This is a genomic window from Anianabacter salinae, from assembly GCF_019061145.1.
Taxonomy (GTDB): Bacteria; Pseudomonadota; Alphaproteobacteria; order Rhodobacterales; family Rhodobacteraceae; genus Anianibacter; species Anianibacter salinarum.
Genome location: NZ_JAHQZS010000001.1, coordinates 781,460 through 802,097, shown reverse-complemented (window position 1 = coordinate 802,097; position 20,638 = coordinate 781,460). Strand labels below are relative to the sequence as shown.

Annotated in this window: 22 protein-coding genes; 11 read left to right on the top strand and 11 right to left on the bottom strand. The window is 66.0% G+C overall.

The window, feature by feature from the left end:
• The first annotated feature begins 73 nt into the window (after nucleotides 1-73).
• From KTJ87_RS03975 to KTJ87_RS03965, 3 genes are all read left to right on the top strand, one after another.
• Nucleotides 74-214, top strand: a complete 141-nt coding sequence (locus KTJ87_RS03975) for a hypothetical protein (RefSeq protein ID WP_267137763.1) — start codon at nucleotides 74-76, stop codon at nucleotides 212-214.
• Between the two features lie 63 nt (nucleotides 215-277).
• Nucleotides 278-1,279, top strand: coding sequence for a type I glyceraldehyde-3-phosphate dehydrogenase (gap, locus tag KTJ87_RS03970; protein ID WP_267137762.1), 1,002 nt, complete (start codon nucleotides 278-280; stop codon nucleotides 1,277-1,279).
• 198 nt (nucleotides 1,280-1,477) lie between these two features.
• Nucleotides 1,478-1,645, top strand: coding sequence for a hypothetical protein (locus KTJ87_RS03965; RefSeq protein ID WP_267137761.1), 168 nt, complete (start codon nucleotides 1,478-1,480; stop codon nucleotides 1,643-1,645).
• Between the two features lie 49 nt (nucleotides 1,646-1,694).
• Here the strand turns inward: KTJ87_RS03965 and coaD are convergent, their stop codons facing one another.
• The 4 genes from coaD to KTJ87_RS03945 form a co-directional block, all read right to left on the bottom strand.
• Nucleotides 1,695-2,189: a pantetheine-phosphate adenylyltransferase gene (gene coaD, locus KTJ87_RS03960; protein WP_267137760.1), complete on the bottom strand. Its 495-nt coding sequence runs from the start codon at nucleotides 2,187-2,189 to the stop codon at nucleotides 1,695-1,697.
• A gap of 73 nt (nucleotides 2,190-2,262) precedes the next feature.
• A complete protein-coding gene (locus tag KTJ87_RS03955) occupies nucleotides 2,263-2,928 on the bottom strand; it encodes a MarC family protein (protein WP_267137759.1) in 666 nt (221 codons plus the stop codon).
• A gap of 73 nt (nucleotides 2,929-3,001) precedes the next feature.
• Nucleotides 3,002-3,436, bottom strand: coding sequence for a CBS domain-containing protein (locus tag KTJ87_RS03950; protein ID WP_267137758.1), 435 nt, complete (start codon nucleotides 3,434-3,436; stop codon nucleotides 3,002-3,004).
• A gap of 50 nt (nucleotides 3,437-3,486) precedes the next feature.
• Nucleotides 3,487-4,380: a LysR family transcriptional regulator gene (locus tag KTJ87_RS03945; RefSeq protein WP_267137934.1), complete on the bottom strand. Its 894-nt coding sequence runs from the start codon at nucleotides 4,378-4,380 to the stop codon at nucleotides 3,487-3,489.
• A gap of 126 nt (nucleotides 4,381-4,506) precedes the next feature.
• On the opposite strand from KTJ87_RS03945, the gene KTJ87_RS03940 reads away from it, so the two are divergent.
• Nucleotides 4,507-6,006 carry a CoA-acylating methylmalonate-semialdehyde dehydrogenase gene (locus tag KTJ87_RS03940; protein ID WP_267137757.1) on the top strand — a complete coding sequence of 500 codons (1,500 nt, stop codon included), beginning with the start codon at nucleotides 4,507-4,509 and terminating at the stop codon, nucleotides 6,004-6,006.
• Here the strand turns inward: KTJ87_RS03940 and KTJ87_RS03935 are convergent.
• A complete protein-coding gene (locus KTJ87_RS03935; RefSeq protein WP_267137756.1) occupies nucleotides 5,990-6,409 on the bottom strand; it encodes a YkgJ family cysteine cluster protein in 420 nt (139 codons plus the stop codon). The two genes, KTJ87_RS03940 and KTJ87_RS03935, sit on opposite strands and share 17 nt — an antisense overlap.
• A 226-nt stretch (nucleotides 6,410-6,635) precedes the next feature.
• Between KTJ87_RS03935 and KTJ87_RS03930 the strand changes: the two genes are divergently transcribed.
• From KTJ87_RS03930 to mmsB, 4 genes are all read left to right on the top strand, one after another.
• A complete protein-coding gene (locus KTJ87_RS03930; RefSeq protein WP_267137755.1) occupies nucleotides 6,636-7,205 on the top strand; it encodes a L,D-transpeptidase in 570 nt (189 codons plus the stop codon).
• A gap of 151 nt (nucleotides 7,206-7,356) precedes the next feature.
• A complete protein-coding gene (locus KTJ87_RS03925) occupies nucleotides 7,357-8,502 on the top strand; it encodes an acyl-CoA dehydrogenase family protein (protein WP_267137754.1) in 1,146 nt (381 codons plus the stop codon).
• Nucleotides 8,499-9,542: an enoyl-CoA hydratase/isomerase family protein gene (locus KTJ87_RS03920; protein ID WP_267137753.1), complete on the top strand. Its 1,044-nt coding sequence runs from the start codon at nucleotides 8,499-8,501 to the stop codon at nucleotides 9,540-9,542. Before KTJ87_RS03925 ends, KTJ87_RS03920 begins: the two co-directional genes overlap by 4 nt.
• Nucleotides 9,539-10,417: a 3-hydroxyisobutyrate dehydrogenase gene (gene mmsB, locus KTJ87_RS03915; RefSeq protein WP_267137752.1), complete on the top strand. Its 879-nt coding sequence runs from the start codon at nucleotides 9,539-9,541 to the stop codon at nucleotides 10,415-10,417. Before KTJ87_RS03920 ends, mmsB begins: the two co-directional genes overlap by 4 nt.
• A gap of 152 nt (nucleotides 10,418-10,569) precedes the next feature.
• Here mmsB and KTJ87_RS03910 read toward each other — a convergent pair whose 3' ends face one another.
• The 5 genes from KTJ87_RS03910 to KTJ87_RS03890 form a co-directional block, all read right to left on the bottom strand.
• Complete coding sequence (locus KTJ87_RS03910; protein ID WP_267137751.1) at nucleotides 10,570-12,009, bottom strand: TRAP transporter large permease; 1,440 nt, start codon at nucleotides 12,007-12,009, stop codon at nucleotides 10,570-10,572.
• Nucleotides 12,010-12,014: 5 nt separating this feature from the next.
• Nucleotides 12,015-12,701, bottom strand: a complete 687-nt coding sequence (locus KTJ87_RS03905) for a TRAP transporter small permease (RefSeq protein ID WP_267137750.1) — start codon at nucleotides 12,699-12,701, stop codon at nucleotides 12,015-12,017.
• A gap of 105 nt (nucleotides 12,702-12,806) precedes the next feature.
• Complete coding sequence (locus KTJ87_RS03900; protein ID WP_267137749.1) at nucleotides 12,807-13,808, bottom strand: DctP family TRAP transporter solute-binding subunit; 1,002 nt, start codon at nucleotides 13,806-13,808, stop codon at nucleotides 12,807-12,809.
• A gap of 245 nt (nucleotides 13,809-14,053) precedes the next feature.
• Nucleotides 14,054-15,277, bottom strand: coding sequence for a sigma-54-dependent transcriptional regulator (locus KTJ87_RS03895; protein ID WP_267137748.1), 1,224 nt, complete (start codon nucleotides 15,275-15,277; stop codon nucleotides 14,054-14,056).
• Nucleotides 15,274-17,073, bottom strand: coding sequence for a sensor histidine kinase (locus KTJ87_RS03890; RefSeq protein WP_323371614.1), 1,800 nt, complete (start codon nucleotides 17,071-17,073; stop codon nucleotides 15,274-15,276). The genes KTJ87_RS03895 and KTJ87_RS03890 overlap by 4 nt, the downstream gene beginning before the upstream one ends.
• Before the next feature lie 64 nt (nucleotides 17,074-17,137).
• Between KTJ87_RS03890 and KTJ87_RS03885 the strand changes: the two genes are divergently transcribed.
• Nucleotides 17,138-18,334 (top strand): cytochrome P450, encoded by a 1,197-nt coding sequence (locus tag KTJ87_RS03885; RefSeq protein WP_267137746.1) that lies wholly within the window; start codon nucleotides 17,138-17,140, stop codon nucleotides 18,332-18,334.
• Here KTJ87_RS03885 and KTJ87_RS03880 read toward each other — a convergent pair.
• Nucleotides 18,306-18,794, bottom strand: a complete 489-nt coding sequence (locus KTJ87_RS03880; RefSeq protein ID WP_267137745.1) for an Lrp/AsnC family transcriptional regulator — start codon at nucleotides 18,792-18,794, stop codon at nucleotides 18,306-18,308. The two genes, KTJ87_RS03885 and KTJ87_RS03880, sit on opposite strands and share 29 nt — an antisense overlap.
• A gap of 108 nt (nucleotides 18,795-18,902) precedes the next feature.
• Between KTJ87_RS03880 and cysG the strand changes: the two genes are divergently transcribed.
• Entirely contained in the window at nucleotides 18,903-20,303 is a 1,401-nt protein-coding gene (cysG, locus tag KTJ87_RS03875) for a siroheme synthase CysG (protein WP_267137744.1), read from the top strand.
• Nucleotides 20,300-20,611, top strand: coding sequence for a DUF2849 domain-containing protein (locus KTJ87_RS03870; protein WP_267137743.1), 312 nt, complete (start codon nucleotides 20,300-20,302; stop codon nucleotides 20,609-20,611). Before cysG ends, KTJ87_RS03870 begins: the two co-directional genes overlap by 4 nt.
• Nucleotides 20,612-20,638: the final 27 nt, after the last annotated feature.

Below are 20,638 nucleotides of genomic sequence, written 5' to 3'. Positions count from 1 at the left end.
GCCCTTGCCGTCACCGCTTCATTTCCGGGGCGACTGCCGCTAGGGTCCGCGCCGAAGACCACGGGGCCCGGACATGACGAACCGCCTTTCGATCTACATCGGGCTGATCCTGATCGCTGTCCTCGCGTGGGATCTGTCGCGCGACGGGGTCCTTCTGGTTTTCCTCGGCCGCCAGCTACTGCGGCTGATTGAATGGCTGGCGATCTGGCGCTAAGCCCGTCCCGAGACATTTCCCGCCGCGCAGCAAGGTGCGGCCCGACAGACAGGAGACGATTTCATGGCAGTCAAGGTGGCGATCAACGGCTTCGGCCGCATCGGGCGCAACGTGCTTCGCGGCATCATCGAGTCGGGACGCACCGACATCGAGGTCGTGGCGATCAACGATCTCGGCCCGGTCGAGACCAACGCGCATCTGCTGCGCTATGACAGCGTGCATGGCCGTTTTCCGGCGACCGTCACCACGACCGAGGACAGCATCGACGTCGGGCGCGGCCCGATCCGCGTCACCGCCATCCGCAATCCCGCCGACCTGCCGTGGTCGGACGTGGACATCGTGATGGAATGCACCGGCATCTTCACCTCCAAGGAAAAGTGCCAGGCGCATCTCGACAACGGGTCCAAGCGGGTGCTGATCTCGGCGCCCGGCGCGGACGCCGACAAGACCATCGTCTACGGCGTGAACCATGACGTGCTGACTGCCGACGACATCATCGTCTCGAACGCGTCCTGCACCACCAACTGCCTGTCGCCCGTCGCCAAGGTGCTGAACGACGCCATCGGCATCACCAAGGGCTTCATGACGACGATCCACAGCTACACCGGCGACCAGCCCACGCTGGACACGATGCACAAGGATCTCTACCGCGCGCGCGCTGCGGCGCTGTCGATGATCCCGACCTCGACGGGCGCGGCCAAGGCCGTGGGCCTGGTGCTGCCGGAACTCAACGGCAAGCTGGACGGCGTCGCGATCCGGGTGCCGACGCCGAACGTGTCAGTCGTGGACCTGACCTTCGAATCCGCCCGCACCACGACCATCGATGAGGTTAACGGCGCCATCCGTGCCGCGGCAGATGGCCCGCTCAAGGGCATTCTCGGCTACACCGACGAGCCGCTGGTCTCGATCGATTTCAACCACAACCCGCATTCGTCGGTGTTCCACATGGACCAGACCAAGGTGCTGGAAGGCAACATGGTCCGCATCCTGACGTGGTATGACAACGAATGGGGCTTTTCCAACCGCATGGCCGACACCGCTGTCGCGATGGGCAAGCTGATCTGATCCCACGCCGGGGCCGCACAAGACCGAAACGCCGGGCGATCCGCCCGGCGTTTTCCGTTTCAGAGGGGGTGCAGGTTCTGCAGGCCGTTGCTGCGTTGCAGCAAATGCATGGCGGCCCTTCCGCCATGGGCGTTGTCGCGCACGCCCACAGGGGCCATTTCCCGTCCAACAGCAACGATCAACCCCAAAGGACAGGCCATGACCCGTTTCTTCGAAACCCTCCGCGACGCCGCCCGCCGCCGTGCCGCATACAACCGCACCGTCGCCGAACTGCGCAGCCTGCCGATCGAGCTTGCCGTGGAAGACCTCGGGATTTTCCCCGGCGACGCACGCAATATGGCACGCAGCGCCGTCTACGGCCGGTAATCAGCTCTACCTGATAGCAGCGGGCGGCCCTGCGGCCGCTCGGCGTGGGCTACTTGCCCAGCTTGGCCAGCAGGCGTTCGCGCACGGCGGGCGTGACGAACTTTGAGACATCGCCGTCCAGGCGCGCGATCTCCTTGACCAGCTTGGACGCGATCGCCTGATGCCGTGCCTCGGCCATCAGGAACACCGTCTCCACCGACGAATCCAGCGCGCGGTTCATGCCGACCATCTGGTATTCGTATTCGAAATCGGCCACCGCCCGCAGGCCCCGCACGATCACCCCCGCGCCGACGTCATGGGCGCAGTTGATCAGCAGGTTCTCGAACGGATGTGCGACGATCTCGGTGCCGGTGCGGTCCGACAGCACGCCGACCTCGGCCTCGATCATCTCGACCCGTTCCTCGAGCGAGAACAACGGCGACTTGTCGCGGTTTATGGCGATGCCGATCACCAGCCTGTCCACAAGCATCGCGGCCCGCTGGATGATGTCGATATGTCCCAGAGTGACCGGGTCGAAGGTGCCGGGGTAAAGTCCGATCCGCATCGCAGTCCCTCCGTGCGATTTGGGACGCAAGCAACATTATTGCGCTCCCGATTGCAACCCGCTTGGCCCCTGGTCAATCCGGCGAAGAGATCACCGCGCCGGGCGCATCGAGGTCCAGCGCGCCGACGGCTTGCAGACCGCCAAGGACCGCGTCCACGGCGACGGTGGCAAGAACGATCCCCATGATCCGGCTGACCACGTTGGCGCCGGTGTTGCCCAGAATCCGCTTCAACCGCCCCGCCAGCAACAAAAGGCCAAGCGTCAGCGCCAGGATCGACAGCAGAACCGCTGCCGTGACGATCTGGTCAGGGACGGAATTGCGGTGGTTGTCCGTCAGCACCACCACCGCCAGCATCGCACCCGGCGACGCGATAGAGGGCATCGCCAGCGGGAACACCGCCCCTGACATGTGATCCCGTCCGGCCTGCTCGATCTCGCGCTCGGCCTTGCCTTCGCCAAAGATCATCGTCAGGGCAAATAGGAACAGGACCACGCCGCCCGCAATCTGGAATGAGCCAAACCGCAGCCCGAGCGCTTCCAGCACGAATTGCCCTGCAACGAGGAACAGCAACAGAACGACCGTCGCCACGGCGACTGCCCGGATTGCAATCCGGGCATGATATTCGGGTGGCACCCGCCGGGTGGCGAAGAAATAGACCGGAAGCGTCCCAATGGGATCGATCACCACGAAAAGCGTGATGAACTCGCGCAAGAGCGTGGTCAGATCATGGGTGGGCATCGCAATCTCCGTCGGGCGCCGTCCGTCGCCGAACCATGTCGCATCAGACGTCTACCCGAGGGTCCTGCCGAAGTCAGTGCCCCATGATCATCCCTTCAAGGGCGCTTTTCTCCATCGACAACTCGGCCAGCCGCGCCTTCACCACGTCGCCGATCGAGATCAGGCCGACCATCTCGCCATCTTCGAGCACCGGCATGTGACGGAACCGGCCATCCGTCATCCGGGTCAGCACCGCGTCGGCGGTATCGTGACGCGAGCAGCCGACAAGATCCTTCGTCATCATGTCGCCGACCGTGTCGGTCAGGCAGGCGGTGCCCCGGCGCCCCATCTCGCGGACGACGTCACGCTCGGACAGGATGCCAAGCGGGGTCTTGTCGTCCTGCGTGACGATCACCGCGCCGATCCGGCGTTCGGACAGCAGCTTGATCGCGTCGTCGATGGACATGTCGGGGCGCACCGTCACCACGCCGTCATCCGACTTCGCCTTCAGGATCTGATGGACCAGCATGCACATTCCTCCTCTGTGTCGGCAAAGGGTCGGCGCGCTGCGACATTCTGTCAAGTTTTCCGGGACTCCAGCCGCGCAACTTCTCGCCGAAGCCCCTCGGCCAGCGCCTGCGCAAAGCGGTTCAGACGGTCGACCTTCCTGTCGTCGGCATGGCGGATAAGATAGAAGGCCCGGGTCAGCGCGATCTCGCCGGTCAGGATCGTCTCGACCTCGGGCGCGAAGGGAAGCGCGAAATCGTGGACGATCCCCACCCCGGCGCCCGCCCGCAAGAGGCCAAGCTGCACCGACACGGAATTGGAGGCCATCGCCACCCGCTCGGCCCCGATCTCGGCCAGGTAGTCGAGTTCGGGATCGAAGATCATGTCGGGGATGTAGCCGACGACCGGATGCGCGTTCAGGTCGGCGCGCGCCCGGATCGCCGGGGCGCCCGCCAAATAATCACGCGACGCCGCCAGATGCAGGCGGTAGTCGGTGATCTTCTGCACCGTCAGCCGCCCCGTCTCGGGCGCCGAGACCGCAATGGCCATGTCCGCCTCGCGCTTGGACAGGTTGAACACGCGCGGCAGAGCGACGATCTGGATTTCGAGTCCGGGGTTCTCGGCGGCGATGGCGGCGCTGACCTGCGGCAACAGGTAGTTGGCGCAGCCATCGGGCGCGCCAATGCGGATCAGCCCCGTCAACCGCCCCGCCTGCCCGCCAAGATCGGCAGTGGCCCCGTTCACCGCAGCCTCGGCACGCTCGGCATGGTCCAGCAGGCGTTGCCCGTCGCCGGTGAGCGCGTAGCCCTGCGGCGACTTGGCGAACAGCGGCGCGCCGATCGCCTCTTCCAGCCGCGCGACGCGCCGACCCACAGTCGCCGGGTCCAGCCGCAACACGCGCCCCGCCGCCGACAGGCTGTCACCCCGCGCCACCGCAAGAAACACCCTCAGATCGTCCCAATGCATGTCCATCGCCGTTAGCCTTTGCATTATTGCAAAACAGTTTTGAAAAACTGCGCCTTTTCAGGGGAATTGCGCAAGGCTAAACAGGCGACCAACGGAATCCGCGCATAATTGTCCCGGGAGGACCCCATGCAAGAGCTGACCCACTGGATCAACGGCGAACACGTCAAAGGCACCTCGGGCCGTTTCTCGGACGTGATGAACCCCGCCACCGGCGAAGTGCAGGCCCGCGTCCCGCTGGCCACCCCCGCAGAAATGGACGTCGCCGTCGCCAAGGCCGCCGAAGCGCAGGTCGCCTGGGGCAACACCAACCCGCAGCGCCGCGCGCGGGTGATGATGGCCTTCGGCGCGCTTATCAACAAACACATGGACGAGCTGGCCGAACTGGTCAGCCGCGAGCATGGCAAGACCTTGCCCGACGGGCGCGGCGACGTGCAGCGCGGGCTTGAGGTGATCGAGGTCTGCATGGGCGGCCCGGCGCTGCTGAAGGGCGAGTTCACCGACGACGGCGGCCCCGGCATCGACCTTTATTCGATGCGCCAGCCGCTGGGCGTCGTGGCAGGCATCACGCCCTTCAACTTCCCCGCAATGATCCCCCTGTGGAAGATGGGCCCCGCCCTCACCTGCGGCAACGCGATGATCCTCAAGCCGTCCGAGCGCTGCCCCTCGACCGCGCTGCGCCTTGCGGAACTGCTCAAGGAGGCGGGTCTGCCCGACGGCGTGTTGCAGGTCGTCAACGGCGACAAGGAAGCCGTCGACGCGATCCTCGACAACGAGACGGTGCAGGCCGTGGGCTTTGTCGGCTCGACCCCGATCGCTCAATATATCTATGGCCGTGCCTGCTCCAACGGCAAGCGCGCCCAGTGCTTCGGCGGCGCCAAGAACCACATGATCATCATGCCCGACGCCGATCTCGACAAGGCGGCGGATGCGCTGGTCGGTGCCGGTTTCGGCGCTGCGGGCGAACGCTGCATGGCGATCTCGGTCGCGGTGCCGGTCGGCGAGAAAACCGCCGACGCGCTGGTCGAACGTCTTGTGCCGCGCATCGAAAAGCTGAAGGTCGGCCCCTACACGGCGGGCAATGACGTGGACTACGGCCCCGTCATCACCGCGCAGTCCAAAGAACGCATCCTGAGCCTCATCAACTCGGGCGTCGAGCAGGGCGCGGAACTGGTCGTCGACGGGCGCGGCTTCTCGCTGCAAGGCTACGAGAACGGCTATTTCGTCGGACCGTCGTTCTTTGACCGCGCGACGCCGGACATGGACATCTACAAGCAGGAAATCTTCGGCCCGGTCCTGACGCAGGTGCGCGCGAACAGCTACGAGGAAGCGCTGAAGCTGACGATGGACAACGAATACGGCAACGGCACCGCGATCTTCACCGCCGACGGCGACACCGCGCGCGACTTCGCGCACCGTGTCAACGTGGGCATGGTGGGCATCAACTTCCCGATCCCGGTGCCGCTGTCCTACCACACCTTCGGCGGCTGGAAGAAATCGGCCTTCGGCGACCTGAACCAGTACGGCCCCGACGCCTTCCGCTTCTACACCAAGACCAAGACCGTCACCGCGCGCTGGTTCTCGGGCATCAAGGACGGCGGCGAATTCGCGTTCAAGGCGATGGAATGACCTGAACAGGCACGTCCGCTGCCACCAGTATCGGCACATCGATCACCGGCCCCGCTGCACCCGCAGCGGGGCCGGTTTCCGTTCGCATGCCGAACGCCTGAAGCGCAGCCGCCTCGGCTCCGCGCCTCTGCCGAGCCTTGTGGCATTCGAAGCTGCCCGCGCGAAACGCCCGGCACGCTTCTGGCCGGTTCTCGTAGATCGCGCACAGCATTTCGCCCGCAGCCGACACGCCCAACTGCGCGCAATGTCCGCAGTCCATCCGCATGTAGCGGCGTCCGTCGATTTCGGTTGTGGTGTCCGCCGGGATCGCGCGGTCCCGGTCCTGCGGCAGTAACGCGATATAGGCGTCGTGGCCGCCAAAGCAGCAAGCCCCGCACGCCGTGCAGTCCAGCGTCGTCGTCAATCCATGAACCTGTCGTGCCGCGCCGACAGGACGGCAAAAGACCCCCGCGATGCGCCAATGCGAGCGTTACGCTTCCGCTCGATCGCCGACAAGGCTTGTCACAAACGGCGCCGGACACTCACAAACTATTGAATATGTGAAGTGCGTCCTCACTGGACTTGAAGGCGTTGGGGGCAGAGTTTGCCGCCAAACTTACCGACCTGACACCGAGCAGACAGAGGCCCCCATGTCCCGACTGAACCGACGCGCCGCGCTGATCTCTGGCGCAGCCTTCCTCGCCGCCCCGACCGTCCTGCGCGCGCAGTTCGTCGAGCCGGATCGCCCCGAGTTCGCGCGCAACAACACCTCGGCCTTCATCCGGCAGGACTGGCGCGACCACTTCGACAACGTCGACCGGGTCACGCTAGTGGCCGACACCCGCAGCCGCGCCCTGCACTACTGGTCCAAGGACGCCGAGGATTACCGGCTGTATCCCACCAGCGTGCCCCTGACCGAAGAACTGACCAAGCGCGGCTACACCGAGATCGTGCGCAAGCGCGAAGGGCCCGACTGGACGCCGACCGCGTCGATGAAGGAACGCGATCCCACCCTGCCCGACTACATGCCGCCCGGCCCGGACAACCCGCTTGGCACCCACGCCCTGTATCTCAGCTGGCCCGCCTACCTGATCCACGGGACACACGACACCCGCAAGATCGGGCGGCAGTCATCCTCGGGCTGCATCGGCCTGTTCAACGAACAGATCGAAGAGCTGTTCGCACTGGTGCCCGTCGGCGCGCAGGTTCGCGTCATCTGATCGTCTGCCGAATCCACGGGCATTGCGAGGACCCCGAGGCACATCCTCGGGGTCTCTTGCTGCGCAGATCGCCTGGCTTTCCGGTTGCAATTCCCAGTCTCGGGGCAGAAAAAGAACGCACGTTCAATTCTGCGGTCTTGGGAGGACTGGCATGGATTTCGCACTGACCGAGGAACAGACGGCCATCGTCGACATGGCCCGCGCCTTCGGAGAGGATCAGATCGCCCCGCACGCCCGCGACTGGGAAGCGGCCGGCACCATCCCCAAGGATCTGTGGCCCAAACTCGCCGAACTGGGCTTCGGCGCGCTTTACGTATCGGAAGATGCGGGCGGATCGGGCCTGTCGCGGCTGGACGCCACGCTGGTGTTCGAGGCGCTGTCGCGCTCTTGCGCTTCTGTCGCCGCCTTCCTGTCGATCCACAACATGTGCGCGGCGATGATCGACAAGTTCGCCAGCGCCGAGGTCAAGGCCGAATGGCTCCCCCGCGCCGCGTCGATGCAGACCGTCCTGTCATACTGCCTGACAGAACCCGGAGCGGGTTCGGACGCCGCCTCTCTGAAGACCCGCGCCACCCGCACGAACGACGGCTATACCCTGAACGGCACCAAGGCGTTCATCTCGGGCGGCGGATACTCGGACGCCTATGTCACGATGGTCCGCACCGGCGAGGATGGCCCCAAGGGCATCTCGACCGTGATCGTCGAGGACGGCACGCCGGGCCTGTCCTTTGGCGGGCTCGAGGACAAGATGGGCTGGCGGTCGCAACCCACGCGGCAAGTGCAGTTCGACGATTGCAAGGTGCCCGCCGCCAACCTGATCGGCGAGGAAGGGCGCGGGTTTTCCTATGCCATGGCGGGGCTTGACGGTGGACGCCTGAACATCGCCGCCTGCTCGCTCGGCCCCGCGCAGGCCGCGCTGGACGCGACGATGGACTACATGACCGAGCGCAAGGCGTTCGGCAAATCCCTGACCGAGTTCCAGGCGCTGCAGTTCCGCCTTGCCGAGATGGAGATCGAATTGCAGGCCGCCCGTACCTTCCTGCGCCAGGCCGCGTGGAAGCTCGATACCGGCGCGCCGGATGCGACCAAGTTCTGCGCGATGGCCAAGAAATTCGTGACCGAGGCCGGATCGCGCATCGCCGACCAGTGCCTGCAACTGCATGGCGGCTACGGCTATCTTGCCGACTACGGCATCGAGAAGATCGTGCGCGACCTGCGCGTCCACCAGATCCTCGAAGGCACCAACGAGATCATGCGCCTGATCGTCAGCCGCCAGATGATCGCGGAGCGGGCATGACCGACGTCCTCATTCGCACCGAAGGCGCCGCTGGCCGGATCACCCTGAACCGTCCCAAGTCGCTGAACGCCCTGTCGCACCCGATGTGCCTCGAGATCGAGGCCGCGCTGGATGCGTGGCGCGACGATCCCGCCATCCGGATCGTCATCATGGACGCGGAAGGCGAAAAGGCGTTCTGCGCCGGCGGCGACATCGCGGCGATGTATCATGCCGGAAAGGCTGGGGATTTCGCCACCGCGCGGAACTTCTGGCGCGAGGAATATCGCCTCAACGCCAAGATCTTCGAATACCCCAAGCCCATCGCCGCCTTCCTGCAAGGCTTCGTCATGGGCGGCGGCGTGGGGCTTGGCGGCCACGCCTCGCACCGCGTTGTGGGCGACACGAGCCAGGTCGCCATGCCCGAATGCGGCATCGGCCTTATACCCGATGTGGGCGGCACGCTGCTGCTGGCGCGCGCACCGGGGCGGATCGGCACCTTCCTGGGCCTGACGGGTCACCGGATGGACGCAGCCGATGCGATCCACGCAGGCTTCGCCGATTTCCGCATCCCCGAAGACCGCTGGCCGGACCTCATCGCGCGCCTGTCCGAGGCTGGAGACACCGCGCTTCTACAGGATGCCGCCGCACCGGATGGTGACAGCCGCCTTGCCGAGGCGCAAAGCTGGATCGACGCGCATTTCGACCGTCCCGTGGCCGAGGCGATCGCCCTGCTGGCGACCGAAGACCACCCGCTCGCCGCTCCTGCCCTCAAGGCGCTGCAGCGCAACTCGCCACTGTCGATGGCGGCCACCCGCACGCTGATCGCCCGCGCCGCCGAAGACACCACCTCGATCCGCCACGCGCTTACGAACGAATACCGCGCGACATGGCGCGCCATCGAGACCGGGGACTTCCTCGAGGGCGTGCGCGCCCAGATCATCGACAAGGACCGCACACCGCGCTGGCAGCACGCCGCGCCCGGCGATGTGGCCGATGCGGATGTCGCGGCGATGCTGGCGCCGCTTGGCGACAACGACCTGAACTGGGAGAATATGCCATGAAAGTCGCATTCATCGGACTTGGAAACATGGGCCTGCCCATGGCCACGAACCTTGCGAAGGCGGGCCATGAGGTGACCGGCTTCGACGTCGCGGGCGTGACCACCGACGCCTTCGGGCGGGCGGCCACCGGACCCGAGGCTGCGACGGGCGCGGATGCCGTCATCACAATGCTGCCGAATGGCCAGATCCTGCGCAGCGTCGCGGACGAGTTGATCCCCGCGATGCGTCCCGGCGCGATCTTCCTCGATTGCTCGACGGTGGACGTGGACAGCGCCCGCGCCGCCGCAGAACAGGCCAGCGCGGCGGGCCTGCTGCCGCTCGACGCCCCCGTCTCGGGCGGGATCGGCGGCGCGACGGCGGGCACCCTGACCTTCATGGTCGGCGGCAGCGAAGAGGCCTTCACCAAGGCCGCGCCGCTGTTCGACATCATGGGCCAGAAGGCGGTGCATTGCGGCGCCTCGGGCAACGGGCAGGCGGCGAAGATCTGCAACAACATGATCCTTGGCGTGACCATGATCGCCACCTGCGAGGCTTTTGCCCTTGCCGACAAGCTGGGCCTCGACCGGCAGGCGATGTTCGACGTGGTGTCCACCTCGTCGGGCTACTCGTGGAGCATGAACGCCTATTGCCCTGCGCCCGGCATCGGCCCGAAGTCGCCGTCCGACAACGGCTACAAGCCCGGCTTCGCCGCAGACCTGATGCTCAAGGATCTGCGCCTCTCGCAGCAGGCCGCGACCAGCGCCGACGCCGATACGCCAATGGGCGCTGCCGCGATGGCGCTCTACGAGCGGTTCGTCGAGGCAGAAGACGGCAAGGGCATGGATTTCTCGGCCATGCTGCCCCGGTTCGAGAAACGCGGGCGCAGCGAGGGCTGAGACCGCGCTCTTGCGTATTTTTTCAAAGAAGAAACGAAAAGTTTGAATAGAATTTTCGGCTTCTTCTTTGTCCAAATACGCACTCCCCGGCATGACAAAGGCGACGTCCCGGATTGGGGACGCCGCCTTTGGATTTGTCCAGTTCAGCCGCGCTACCGCGTGATAAGTTCCGGCCCCATGAAGGTCGTCGGCAACCATGTCGACAGCCACGGGATGTAGGTGACCATGATCAGGAAGATGAACAGGATGCCGAGGAACGGCAGCGCCGCGCGCACGACGCCCATCATCGACATGCCCGCCACGCCCGAGGTCACGAACAGGTTGAGGCCCACCGGCGGTGTGATCATTCCGATCTCCATGTTCACCACCATGATGATGCCAAGGTGAATCGGGTCGATGCCAAGCTGGATCGCGATCGGGAACACCAGCGGCGCGACGATCACGATCAGGCCCGAGGGCTCCATGAACTGGCCGCCGATCAGCAGGATCACGTTCACCACGATCAGGAACATCACCGGGCCAAAGCCCGCGTCCAGCATCGAGGCCGCGATCCGCTGCGGAATCTGCTCGTCGGTCAGCACATGCTTCAGGATCAGCGCGTTGGCGATGATGAACATCAGCATGATGGTCAGCTTGCCCGCATCCATCAGCGTCGCCTTGGTGTCGCGGTGGAAGAAGGCCGTGACCAGCACCCATGGGCGCTGCAACAGGCTCGCGTTACCGCCCGGCGCTGCGGCGGCCGACAGGCTCCCCTCTGCAGGCCGGGTGTAGTCGGACGACTGCGGCACCTGGTTGGTGGCGGCAAGTGGCCCCATGTCGCGGTAGACGAAGTTGGCGATCAGGAAGGCATAGACCGCCGCCACCGCCGCCGCCTCGGTCGGGGTGAACACGCCGCCGTAGATGCCGCCAAGGATGATGACGATCAGGAACAGGCCCCAGGCGGCATCGCGCCCCGAGGCAAGGATCTCGCCCCAGCCTTGCCAGTCACCCTTGGGCAGATTGCGCAGCTTGGCGATGATGTAGATCGCCGACATCAGCATGACGCCCGCGAGGATGCCGGGGATCACGCCCGCCAGGAACATCCGCCCCACCGACACGTCGGTGGCCGAGGCGTAGACGACCATCACGATGGACGGCGGGATCAGGATGCCGAGCGTCCCTGCGTTGCAGATCACGCCCGCCGCGAAATCGCGGGTATAGCCGACCTGCCGCATCCCCGCGATCACGATGGACCCGATGGCGACCACCGTGGCGGGCGAAGAGCCTGACAGCGCAGCGAACAGCATGCAGGCGAAGACGCCCGCGATGGCAAGCCCGCCCGGCAGATGGCCAACAAGGGCAATCGAGAACCGGATGATCCGCCGTGCCACGCCGCCCGTCGACATGAACGACGAGGCGAGGATGAAGAACGGGATCGCCAGAAGCGTATAGTGCCCCGCCATCGCCTGGTACATCGACTGCGCAATCGACGCGAGCGAGGTGTCCGACAGGACAAGCAGGAAGATCATCGACGACAGGCCGAGCGACACCGCGATCGGCACGCCGATCAACAGCAGGCCCACGACCATGGCAAAGAGAATTGCGACTTCCATGTCGGTCAGTCCTTGTTGAGGGCCGCGGCATCCGCGACGGCGTCTTCGGCTTCATGGCTGACGATCAGGCTTTCCCGCTCGCCCTTGATGAGGCCGATGGTGGCCTCGACCAGACGGAAGACGATCATCGCGCAGGCGAAGGGCAGCATCGCGTAGGGAATGACGCGGGGCAGCTTTTCATACTCGTCGCCGTAGTTGATGAGATCCTCGAGCCAGCGGAACATGCCCAGCATAGGCACCTGGTCGGTCGTGTAGAACGCCCGGTCGCGCACACCTTCGGCAAAGCCGGTCGGCAGCCAGCGACCGTCGGTGGGCTGCAGCGCGGCGAAGGGAGCCCAGTAATCCCAGGCGCCCTTGAGCAGCAAAAGCGCATAGACAAGACAGACCGCCGCAGCCAGCAGCGACAGCATTCGCCTTGGCCGACTGGGAATGATGTTAATGAGCGCATCGACGCCCAAGTGCGCTGTCACCTTGAAACCGTAGGCGATGCCGAACAGTACCAGCCAGGCGAACAGGATCAGAGTGACTTCAAGCCCCCAGATCAGGGACTGGTTGAAGCCGTAGCGCAGGACCACGTTCACGAAGGTCACCAGCGTCATCAGGCCCAGAAGAAGCGCGATGACGGTTTCCTCGATCTCATTGATCCAGTGGCCAAGTTTGGTGCGGGCACGATAGCCGGACTGGCCGCTCATGGCCGTCTCCTCCTGCAAAAAGGGGATCGCGTGGAATGCGCGGTGGGCTTGGGGTGGCAGGCCCGGCGCGGGTGGCCGGGCCTGCCGAACGGTCAGGTCAGCGCCTTACATCGAGGCGTTGATGTCCTGTGCGGCGGCGATGTTGTCGGAGCCGACATCGGCTTCGAACTGGTCCCAGACGGGCAGCATCACGTCGACCCAGGCCTGACGCTGCTCGGGCGTCAGCTCGCGGATCTCCGCACCGGTGGCGAGGATCGCCTCGCGCGCTTCGGCGTCGACCTGATCGACGGCCGCGTTCCGCTCGAGCGTGACTTCCTCGAGGATGGTCAGGAACTGGTCCCGAACCGCCGGATCAAGGCTGTCGAGGAAATCGACCGAGGTCACGACGAGATAGTCGATCACGCCGTGGTTGGTTTCGGTCGAGCCGTCCTGCACTTCAAAGAACTTCTGGCCGTAGATGTTCGACCAGGTGTTCTCTTGCCCGTCCACGACGCCCTGCTGCAGCGCACCGTATACTTCCGAGAAGGCCATCGGCTGCGGCGACGCGTCCAGCGCCTCCATCTGCGCGACCAGCACGTCGGACGGCTGCACGCGGAACTTCAGGCCGGCGGCATCTTCGGGCATGATGAGCGGCTTGTTGGCCGAGAACTGCTTCATGCCGTTGTGCCAGAACTGAAGACCCTGAAGGCCGCGGCGCTGCATCGAGTCCTTCATCGCCTCGCCGGTTTCAGAGGTCTGGAACGCGTCGACAGCGGCGATGTTCTTGAACATGAAGGGAAGGTCGAAGATGCGGAAGACCTTGGTGAAAGTCTCGAACTTGGACAGCGACGGAGCGGCAAGCTGGACGTCGCCCTGCAGCATCGCCTCGAGAACCTGGTCGTCGTTGTAGAGCGTGGAGTTCGGGAAGACCTCCATGCACATGGTGCCGTTCATCTCGGCATCGACGCGGTCACGCAGCATGTTGGCCGCGATGCCCTTGGGGTGGCCCTGCTCGTTCACGACGTGAGCGAACTTGACGACGATCTCGCCGTCGTCGCAAGCGGCGCTTGCGGCCGATGCGCCAAGCACCAGTGCGATTGCGGTGGCTGCGGTGGTCATGAGTTTCATGGTGTCCTCCTCCCGAAGACTGTGGTCATGGAAAGCGTCCCGCGGTGCGGGAATGCTGAGCGACAAGACGCCTCGGAAGGGCGCTGCGCAATAGATTGTGTGCGGTCGTGAGCGGGGATGATTTTCTCTATCCGGGCCAGAGGCTTACGCAACGGCGCTCGGAGCCATGCAAATGCTGCAATGCAGCTATGCGCGGAAAGCCGCACAGGCGTTTGCGCTCACTGTGCGGAAAACCGCACACAGACTCAGCGATAATCCTCCGGGCGAAGCGCGTGGCGCGCCAGCTTGTCGTAGAAGGTCTTGCGCGGCAACTTGAGCTGGCGGGACGCTTCGGTCGCGTTTCCCGCGTTGCGCCGCAGCGCGTCGATCAGAAGTGAGCGTTCCACCTGCGCCAGCTGGTCGGTCAGCCCCATCTCGCCGGTGTCCTCACGCTCTCCCATGCCAAGGGCAAAGCGCATCGCGGCGTTCATCAGCGCGCGGGCATTGCCGGGCCAGTCCTGCGCCATCAGGCGCGCGTTCATCTCGGACGGGATCTCGGGCATCGCGATCGCGGCCTGTTCGCAGGCGTTGGCGACATACTGGCGGAACAGGATCGGGATGTCGTCCTTGCGCTCGCGCAGCGGCGGGATGCGCACCCGCATCACGTCCAGCTTGTAGAACAGGTCAGGATTGAAGCGCCCGGTCCGCACCTCGTCGTCCAGATCGCGGTAGGTGCCCGCGATCACCCGCGCGCCTGCGTTTGCTTCCAGCAGGTCGACGGCAGCCAGCTGCACCACAGGGCTCAGCGCCGCGATCTCGTCGAGGAACAGCGTGCCGCCCCGCGCCTCCTCGAAGGCGGCCGCCAGCGCCTCGGGCGTCAGCGATCCGGCGGCAAGTTTCTGGAACGGGCGCTGCGCCGCGCCGGACAGCAGGTGGATGACCTCGGCCACCTTGGACGTGCCGCTGCCCGGCTCGCCGGTGATCAGCACCTCGGCGCTGGTCCGCGCGACCGCGCGCACCCTCTCGCGCATCCGCTCGGCCTGCGTCGATCGGCCATACAGCAACCGCGCCGCCGCATCCCCCGCCGCCAGTTCCCGCTTGAGCGCACGGTTCTCCAGCACCAGATCGCGGGTGCGCAGCGCCTTTTCCACCACCGTCAGCAGATCCTGCGGCGCGCAGGGCTTTTCGAGGAAATCGAAGGCGCCCGCCGAGATGCCGCGCACCGCCATCGGGATGTCGCCCTCGCCCGTCAGCAGGATCACCGGCAGATCGGCGTCGATCTCCTGCACGTAGTCCAAGAGCGCAAAGCCGTCCTTGCCCGGCATCCGGATATCCGACAGCACCACGCCCGCAAAGCTGGCCGAGATATGGTCCTTGGCCTCGATGTAGCTGCCTGCCAGCACCGGCTTGAGGTCCGCCAGTTCCAGCGACTGGCCCAGCGCCTCGCGCACTGCGCGGTCATCATCGACCACCAGAACTTGCCGTGTCACGCCGCGCGCTCCAGTGCCGCGCGGTCGAGTTCCACCACGAATTCAGCGCCGCCCTCTGGCCGGTTGCGCCCCCGGATCGCGCCGCCGAAGCTTTGCACCAGGCCATAGCTGATCGACAGGCCCAGCCCCATGCCCTCGGCGTGGCCGACCTCCTTTGTGGAATAGAACGGATCGAAGATGCGGTCGGGATCAGCGATGCCGGGACCGCTGTCGCGCACGAACAGGCAGGTGCGCGCCGCCTGCTCCTCGATGTGAATGGCGATCCGGCGCCCGCCGGTGCCTTCCATCGCATCGACCGCGTTGGACACCAGGTTCATCACCACCTGCTGCAGGCGCACCTCGCCGCCGCGCACCATCACCGCACCGCCGGGGCGCACCCAATCGACGCGGGCCCCCGCCTGCTCGACTTTCGGCATCATGATCTCCAGCGCCGCATCCACCACTTCGCCAAGATCGACGTCCGCGACCTCTGCCACCTCCTGCCGGGCAAAGGCGCGCAGGTTCTTGATGATCCGGCCCATGCGGCGCGCCAGTTCGCTGATGCGGGCAAGGTTGTCGCGCGCGACCTCGGGCTTGCCGCGGTCGATCAGCATCCCGGCGTTTTCCGCGAAGGACCGGATCGCCATCAGCGGCTGGTTCAATTCATGGCTGATCCCCGCAGACATCTGCCCCAGCGCCGACAGTTTGCCCGCCTGCACCAGATCCGCCTGCGCCTTCTTCAGCGCGGTCTCGGCCTCGATCCTCTCGCCCACTTCGCGGCGCAAGTCGGTGTTGGCCTCGGACAGCGCCTGCGTGCGCTCGGCCACCCGCGCCTCGAGCTCGGCATTCAGCGCCGCCTCGGCGGCCAGTTGCTCGGCCAGAACGCGGCGGCGTTCCGTGGCGAGATAGAGAAGCGCGCCGAAGGCCAGGCACAGCGCGGCGGCGACAAGCGCCTGCAGGTTGGCGAGGTTGATCGCGGGCGTCAGGTCCAGAAGGATCTCTCCGGTCAGGCCGATCACCGGCAGCGGCTGGGTCAGGTGCAGCGCCCGGCGCGGCAGGTAGCGCCCGCCATCGACCGACCACAGGTCATGCCCCGACACCAGCGCCGCCGAAAAGTCCGGGAACGGTGCCAGACCGATGCCGGAATACAGCGTGCTGCGCGCCGCATCGCGCCGGTCGGGATCGCGCACCGTCAGGATCAGGTCCGACCGGTTCGACACGAACACCACGCCCAGATCGTCGCTGAAATACACCGTCGAGGGATCGGCGGGCCAGTTCCATTCCAGCCCGACCGTATCAAGCGTGACCGTCACCACACCCTCGACCGGCCCCCCCGGCCCGAATACCGGCGAGGCGAAGGTATAGAGCCTGCGGCCCGTATCAGGATCGACCCGGTGGTCCGACCCAAGACCGCCGTCCATCGCCCGCTCGAAATCGGGGCGCCCGGCGACAGTGCCCCCCGCAGCGCGGTCGGTCGCCACAAGGATGCGCCCGGAATGGTCGATCAGCCGGATGCGCAGCGATCCGGTCTTGTCGGCGGTCTCGGTCAGCGTCGCGCGGGCGACATCAAGATCGCCCTCGCCCGTCGTCACCAGCGGCACCAGCGCGGGGTGATCCGACAAGAGCACGGCCAGCTCGCGGAACCGCTGCAACTGCCCACTCACCCGGTCGGACGCCAGCGCCAGGTCGGCGCGCCCGCGTTCCTCGAGCTGGTCGAGCGCGGCGGTGAACGCGAACCACCAGACACCCGCCGCGAACAGCGCAGCGGCGATCAGGAACCCTGCGACCCGGGCGGATCGTCTGGAAAACGCACTCATCATGGGCGTGCAGTGTAGAAAGCGCCGCTTGCAAACGCCAGCGTGCTGCGCTCCTTTCGCGCCCATGCAGCACCTGTCCCAGTCCCCGACCGATCCCGCCTTCGAGCAGGACCCTTATCCGTTCTACGCCCGCGCCCGCAGCTTCGGCGATGTGGTCTGGTGGGACGACTACGCCCTGCCCTGCGCCGTCAGCGCCGAGGCGGTGAACGCGATCCTGCGTGACCGCCGATTGGGGCGCGAGCCGGTGGAGCCGATGGCGGTGCCCGATCACCTTGCCCCGTTCTACGCGGTCGAGGCGCATTCCATGCTGGAACTGGAGCCGCCCCGCCACACACGCCTGCGCGGGCTGGTGCTGCGCGCCTTCACCTCGCGCCGGATCGCGGCGCTGGCGCCCGAGATCGAGGTGCTGTGCCACCGCCTGATCGACGAGATGCCGCGCGGCGAGATCGATCTGTTGCCGCACTATGCCCAGCGCCTGCCGGTCATCGTCATCGCCCGCCTGCTGGGCGTGCCGGAAGACATGTCGGCGCAGCTTCTGGCATGGTCGAACGCGATGGTCGGCATGTATCAGGCCCGCCGCACCCGCGCGATGGAAGACGCGGCCAGCACCGCCGCGCGCGATTTTGCGGACTTCTTGCGCGGCTATGTCGAAACGCGGCGCAGCGCGCCCGCCGATGATCTCATCACCAACCTGATCGCCGCCGAGGAAGATGGCGCGCGCCTGACCACGGACGAGTTGATCACCACCTGCATCCTGCTGCTGAACGCGGGCCACGAGGCGACGGTGCACACCCTTGGCAATGGCGTGAAGGCGGTTCTGGAGCATGGCGCGCAGGACCGGCTCTCCCCGGGCCGGATCGAGGGAACGGTCGAGGAAATCCTGCGCTTCGACCCGCCGCTGCACATGTTCACACGCACGGCCTATGAGGACGTGACCCTGTTCGGCTGCGACCTGAAACGCGGCGACAGCATCGCCTGCCTGCTGGGCGCCGCGAACCGCGATCCGGCCGCCTTTCCGACCCCGGACCGCTTCGATCCGGCCCGCCCCTTGCGGGCCAACGCGGCCTTCGGAGCGGGCATCCATTTCTGCGTCGGCGCGCCGCTGGCGCGGCTTGAATTGCAGATCGGCCTGCGGGTTCTGTTCGAGCGCCTTCCGGACCTGTCGCTTACCGCCCCGCCCCGCTATGCCGACGTCTACCATTTCCACGGGCTGGAGAGGCTTCTGGTCAGCGCTAAAGCGGAAGCATCGTCGTCGACTTGATCTCTTCCATCGACAGCAGCGCGGTGACGTTGAAGATCTTCACCTCGGAAATCAGCGCCTGATAGAAGGCGTCGTAGGCGCGGGCGTTGGCAACGCGCACCTTCAGGATATAGTCGATCTCGCCCGCCAGCCGGTGCGCTTCCAGCACTTCGGGACGCGCGCGCAGGGCTGCGAGGAACTTCTGCTGCCACTCGGCCTCGTGCTCGGACGTGCGCACCAGCACGAAAAAGCAGGCGTCGAAGCCCAGCTTTTCGGGGTCCAGAATCACCGTCTGCTGGCCGATCACCCCGGCCTCGCGCAGCTTGCGGATGCGGTTCCATACCGGCGTCTTGGATGAGCCGATCCGCCCCGCGATCTCGTCCAGCGACTGGCTGGCATCACGCTGCAGCTCGGCCAGAATTTTGCGGTCCATGGCATCCAGGCGAACAGCCTTGTCCTCTGGCGCGTCTATCTGGGACATGCGTTCCGATCCCTCATTCTCGTGGAACATATGTTCTTGTTTATCGCAGGAGGTAGCGAGAAAACAGGACAAAGTTCTATATTGCTGCACAAGCGAGAAGGACACGCCATGCAGCACTTTCCCATCTTCCTCGACCTTGCGGGCCGCCGCGTCGTCGTTTCGGGCGGCGGCGAGACCGCGCTGGCCAAGCTGCGCCTGATCCTCAAGACCGAGGCCCGCGTGACCGTCTTCGCCCCGCAGCCCGAGGCCGACCTTGTACGCCTTGCCGCTGAAGGCCGTGTGACGCTGATCCCGCGCGCGCTGGACCACGGCGATGCGCTCTGCGCCGCGTTGTTCTATGCCGCCAATGACGATGCTGCCGAGGATGCGCGCGTGGCGCGCCTCGCCCGCGCCGACGGCGCGCTGGTGAACATCGTCGACAACCTTGCGGACAGCCAGTTCATCACCCCCGCCATCGTCGACCGCGACCCCGTGACCATCGCCATCGGAACCGAAGGCGCGGCCCCCGTGCTGGCCCGCCGGATCAAGCGCGATCTGGAAGAGGCGCTGCCGTCCTCGCTCGGCATCCTTGCGCGGATCGGCAAGGCGTTCCGCCCACTCGCCGACGCGCTGCCGATGGGCCGCAAGCGCCGCGATTTCTGGGCCGACTACTACTTTGCCGAAGGCCCGCGTGCCTTCGATGCTGAAGGTGAGGAAGGTGCGAATGCAACCCTGCACGGCCTGCTCGACCGCCACCTGAACGCCGAGGCCAAGGCGGGCCGCGTCGATTTCGTGGGCGCGGGCCCCGGCGACCCCGAGCTTCTGACGCTGAAGGCGCGCGCGGCGCTCGATACCGCCGATGTCGTGATCCACGACCGGCTGGTGACGCCGGAAATCCTTGAACTCGCCCGCCGCGAGGCCCTGATGATCGACGTCGGCAAGGAAGGCTTCGGCCCCTCGGCCAGGCAATCGGACATCGACGCGCTGATTGTCGAACATGCCCTGCAAGGCGCGCATGTCGTGCGGCTGAAATCCGGCGATCCTACGGTCTACGGACGTCTCGACGAGGAAATCGAGGCCGTCGAGGCCGCTGGCATCGACTGGCGCATCGTGCCCGGCATCACCGCAGCCTCTGCCGCCGTCGCCGCCATCGGCCAGAGCCTGACGCGCCGCGACCGCAACTCGGACATCCGGTTCGTCACCGGTCACGACATGAAAGGCTTTGCCGAACACGACTGGCGCGCGCTGGCGCGGCCCGGTGCCGTGGCGGCGATCTACATGGGCAAACGGTCGGCCCGGTTCATCCAGGGCCGTCTGATGATGCACGGCGCCGCGCCCGACATGCCCGTGACGGTGATCGAGAACGCCTCGCGCACGGACCAGCGCATCGTGGCGACGACGCTGGCCCGGATGACCGATGCGCTGGCCGAGGCCGGGCTCACCGGCCCCGCGCTGACCTTCCTTGGCCTTGCGCCACGCGATGCGCTTGCACTGGCCGACACCGCCCCCGAACAGGAGCTTGCGCTATGAGCCGCCGTTTCACCCCCAAGGTCGTGACCGCCAATGACCTGATCGAAGGCGACGTGGTCTATCTCTCGTCCAACGATGTCTGGGTCCGCGAATTGCACCGTGCAGAATTGATCGATGACGAGGCCCACGCCGACCTGCGCCTTCTGCATGCCCAAGGTCAGCCCGGCATCGTCGTCGGCGCCTACCTTGCCGATGCCAAGGCCGGCCCGAACGGCCCCGAACCCGTCCACTTCCGCGAGACGTTCCGGGCGACCGGCCCGTCGAACTACGCCCACGGCAAACAGGAAGTGTCCCCGCACCGAGCCTGACCCGGAACGGATGCAGCAAAGGACCAA

Bases quoted from the DNA above. Each gene is read 5' to 3' on its own strand.
- KTJ87_RS03975 (WP_267137763.1), top strand. From the start codon at position 74: ATGACGAACCGCCTTTCGATCTACATCGGGCTGATCCTGATCGCTGTC.
- gap (WP_267137762.1), top strand. From the start codon at position 278: ATGGCAGTCAAGGTGGCGATCAACGGCTTCGGCCGCATCGGGCGCAAC.
- KTJ87_RS03965 (WP_267137761.1), top strand. From the start codon at position 1,478: ATGACCCGTTTCTTCGAAACCCTCCGCGACGCCGCCCGCCGCCGTGCC.
- coaD (WP_267137760.1), bottom strand. From the start codon at position 2,189: ATGCGGATCGGACTTTACCCCGGCACCTTCGACCCGGTCACTCTGGGA.
- KTJ87_RS03955 (WP_267137759.1), bottom strand. From the start codon at position 2,928: ATGCCCACCCATGATCTGACCACGCTCTTGCGCGAGTTCATCACGCTT.
- KTJ87_RS03950 (WP_267137758.1), bottom strand. From the start codon at position 3,436: ATGCTGGTCCATCAGATCCTGAAGGCGAAGTCGGATGACGGCGTGGTG.
- KTJ87_RS03945 (WP_267137934.1), bottom strand. From the start codon at position 4,380: ATGCATTGGGACGATCTGAGGGTGTTTCTTGCGGTGGCGCGGGGTGAC.
- KTJ87_RS03940 (WP_267137757.1), top strand. From the start codon at position 4,507: ATGCAAGAGCTGACCCACTGGATCAACGGCGAACACGTCAAAGGCACC.
- KTJ87_RS03930 (WP_267137755.1), top strand. From the start codon at position 6,636: ATGTCCCGACTGAACCGACGCGCCGCGCTGATCTCTGGCGCAGCCTTC.
- KTJ87_RS03925 (WP_267137754.1), top strand. From the start codon at position 7,357: ATGGATTTCGCACTGACCGAGGAACAGACGGCCATCGTCGACATGGCC.
- KTJ87_RS03920 (WP_267137753.1), top strand. From the start codon at position 8,499: ATGACCGACGTCCTCATTCGCACCGAAGGCGCCGCTGGCCGGATCACC.
- mmsB (WP_267137752.1), top strand. From the start codon at position 9,539: ATGAAAGTCGCATTCATCGGACTTGGAAACATGGGCCTGCCCATGGCC.
- KTJ87_RS03910 (WP_267137751.1), bottom strand. From the start codon at position 12,009: ATGGAAGTCGCAATTCTCTTTGCCATGGTCGTGGGCCTGCTGTTGATC.
- KTJ87_RS03905 (WP_267137750.1), bottom strand. From the start codon at position 12,701: ATGAGCGGCCAGTCCGGCTATCGTGCCCGCACCAAACTTGGCCACTGG.
- KTJ87_RS03900 (WP_267137749.1), bottom strand. From the start codon at position 13,808: ATGAAACTCATGACCACCGCAGCCACCGCAATCGCACTGGTGCTTGGC.
- KTJ87_RS03890 (WP_323371614.1), bottom strand. From the start codon at position 17,073: ATGAGTGCGTTTTCCAGACGATCCGCCCGGGTCGCAGGGTTCCTGATC.
- KTJ87_RS03885 (WP_267137746.1), top strand. From the start codon at position 17,138: ATGCAGCACCTGTCCCAGTCCCCGACCGATCCCGCCTTCGAGCAGGAC.
- KTJ87_RS03880 (WP_267137745.1), bottom strand. From the start codon at position 18,794: ATGTCCCAGATAGACGCGCCAGAGGACAAGGCTGTTCGCCTGGATGCC.
- cysG (WP_267137744.1), top strand. From the start codon at position 18,903: ATGCAGCACTTTCCCATCTTCCTCGACCTTGCGGGCCGCCGCGTCGTC.
- KTJ87_RS03870 (WP_267137743.1), top strand. From the start codon at position 20,300: ATGAGCCGCCGTTTCACCCCCAAGGTCGTGACCGCCAATGACCTGATC.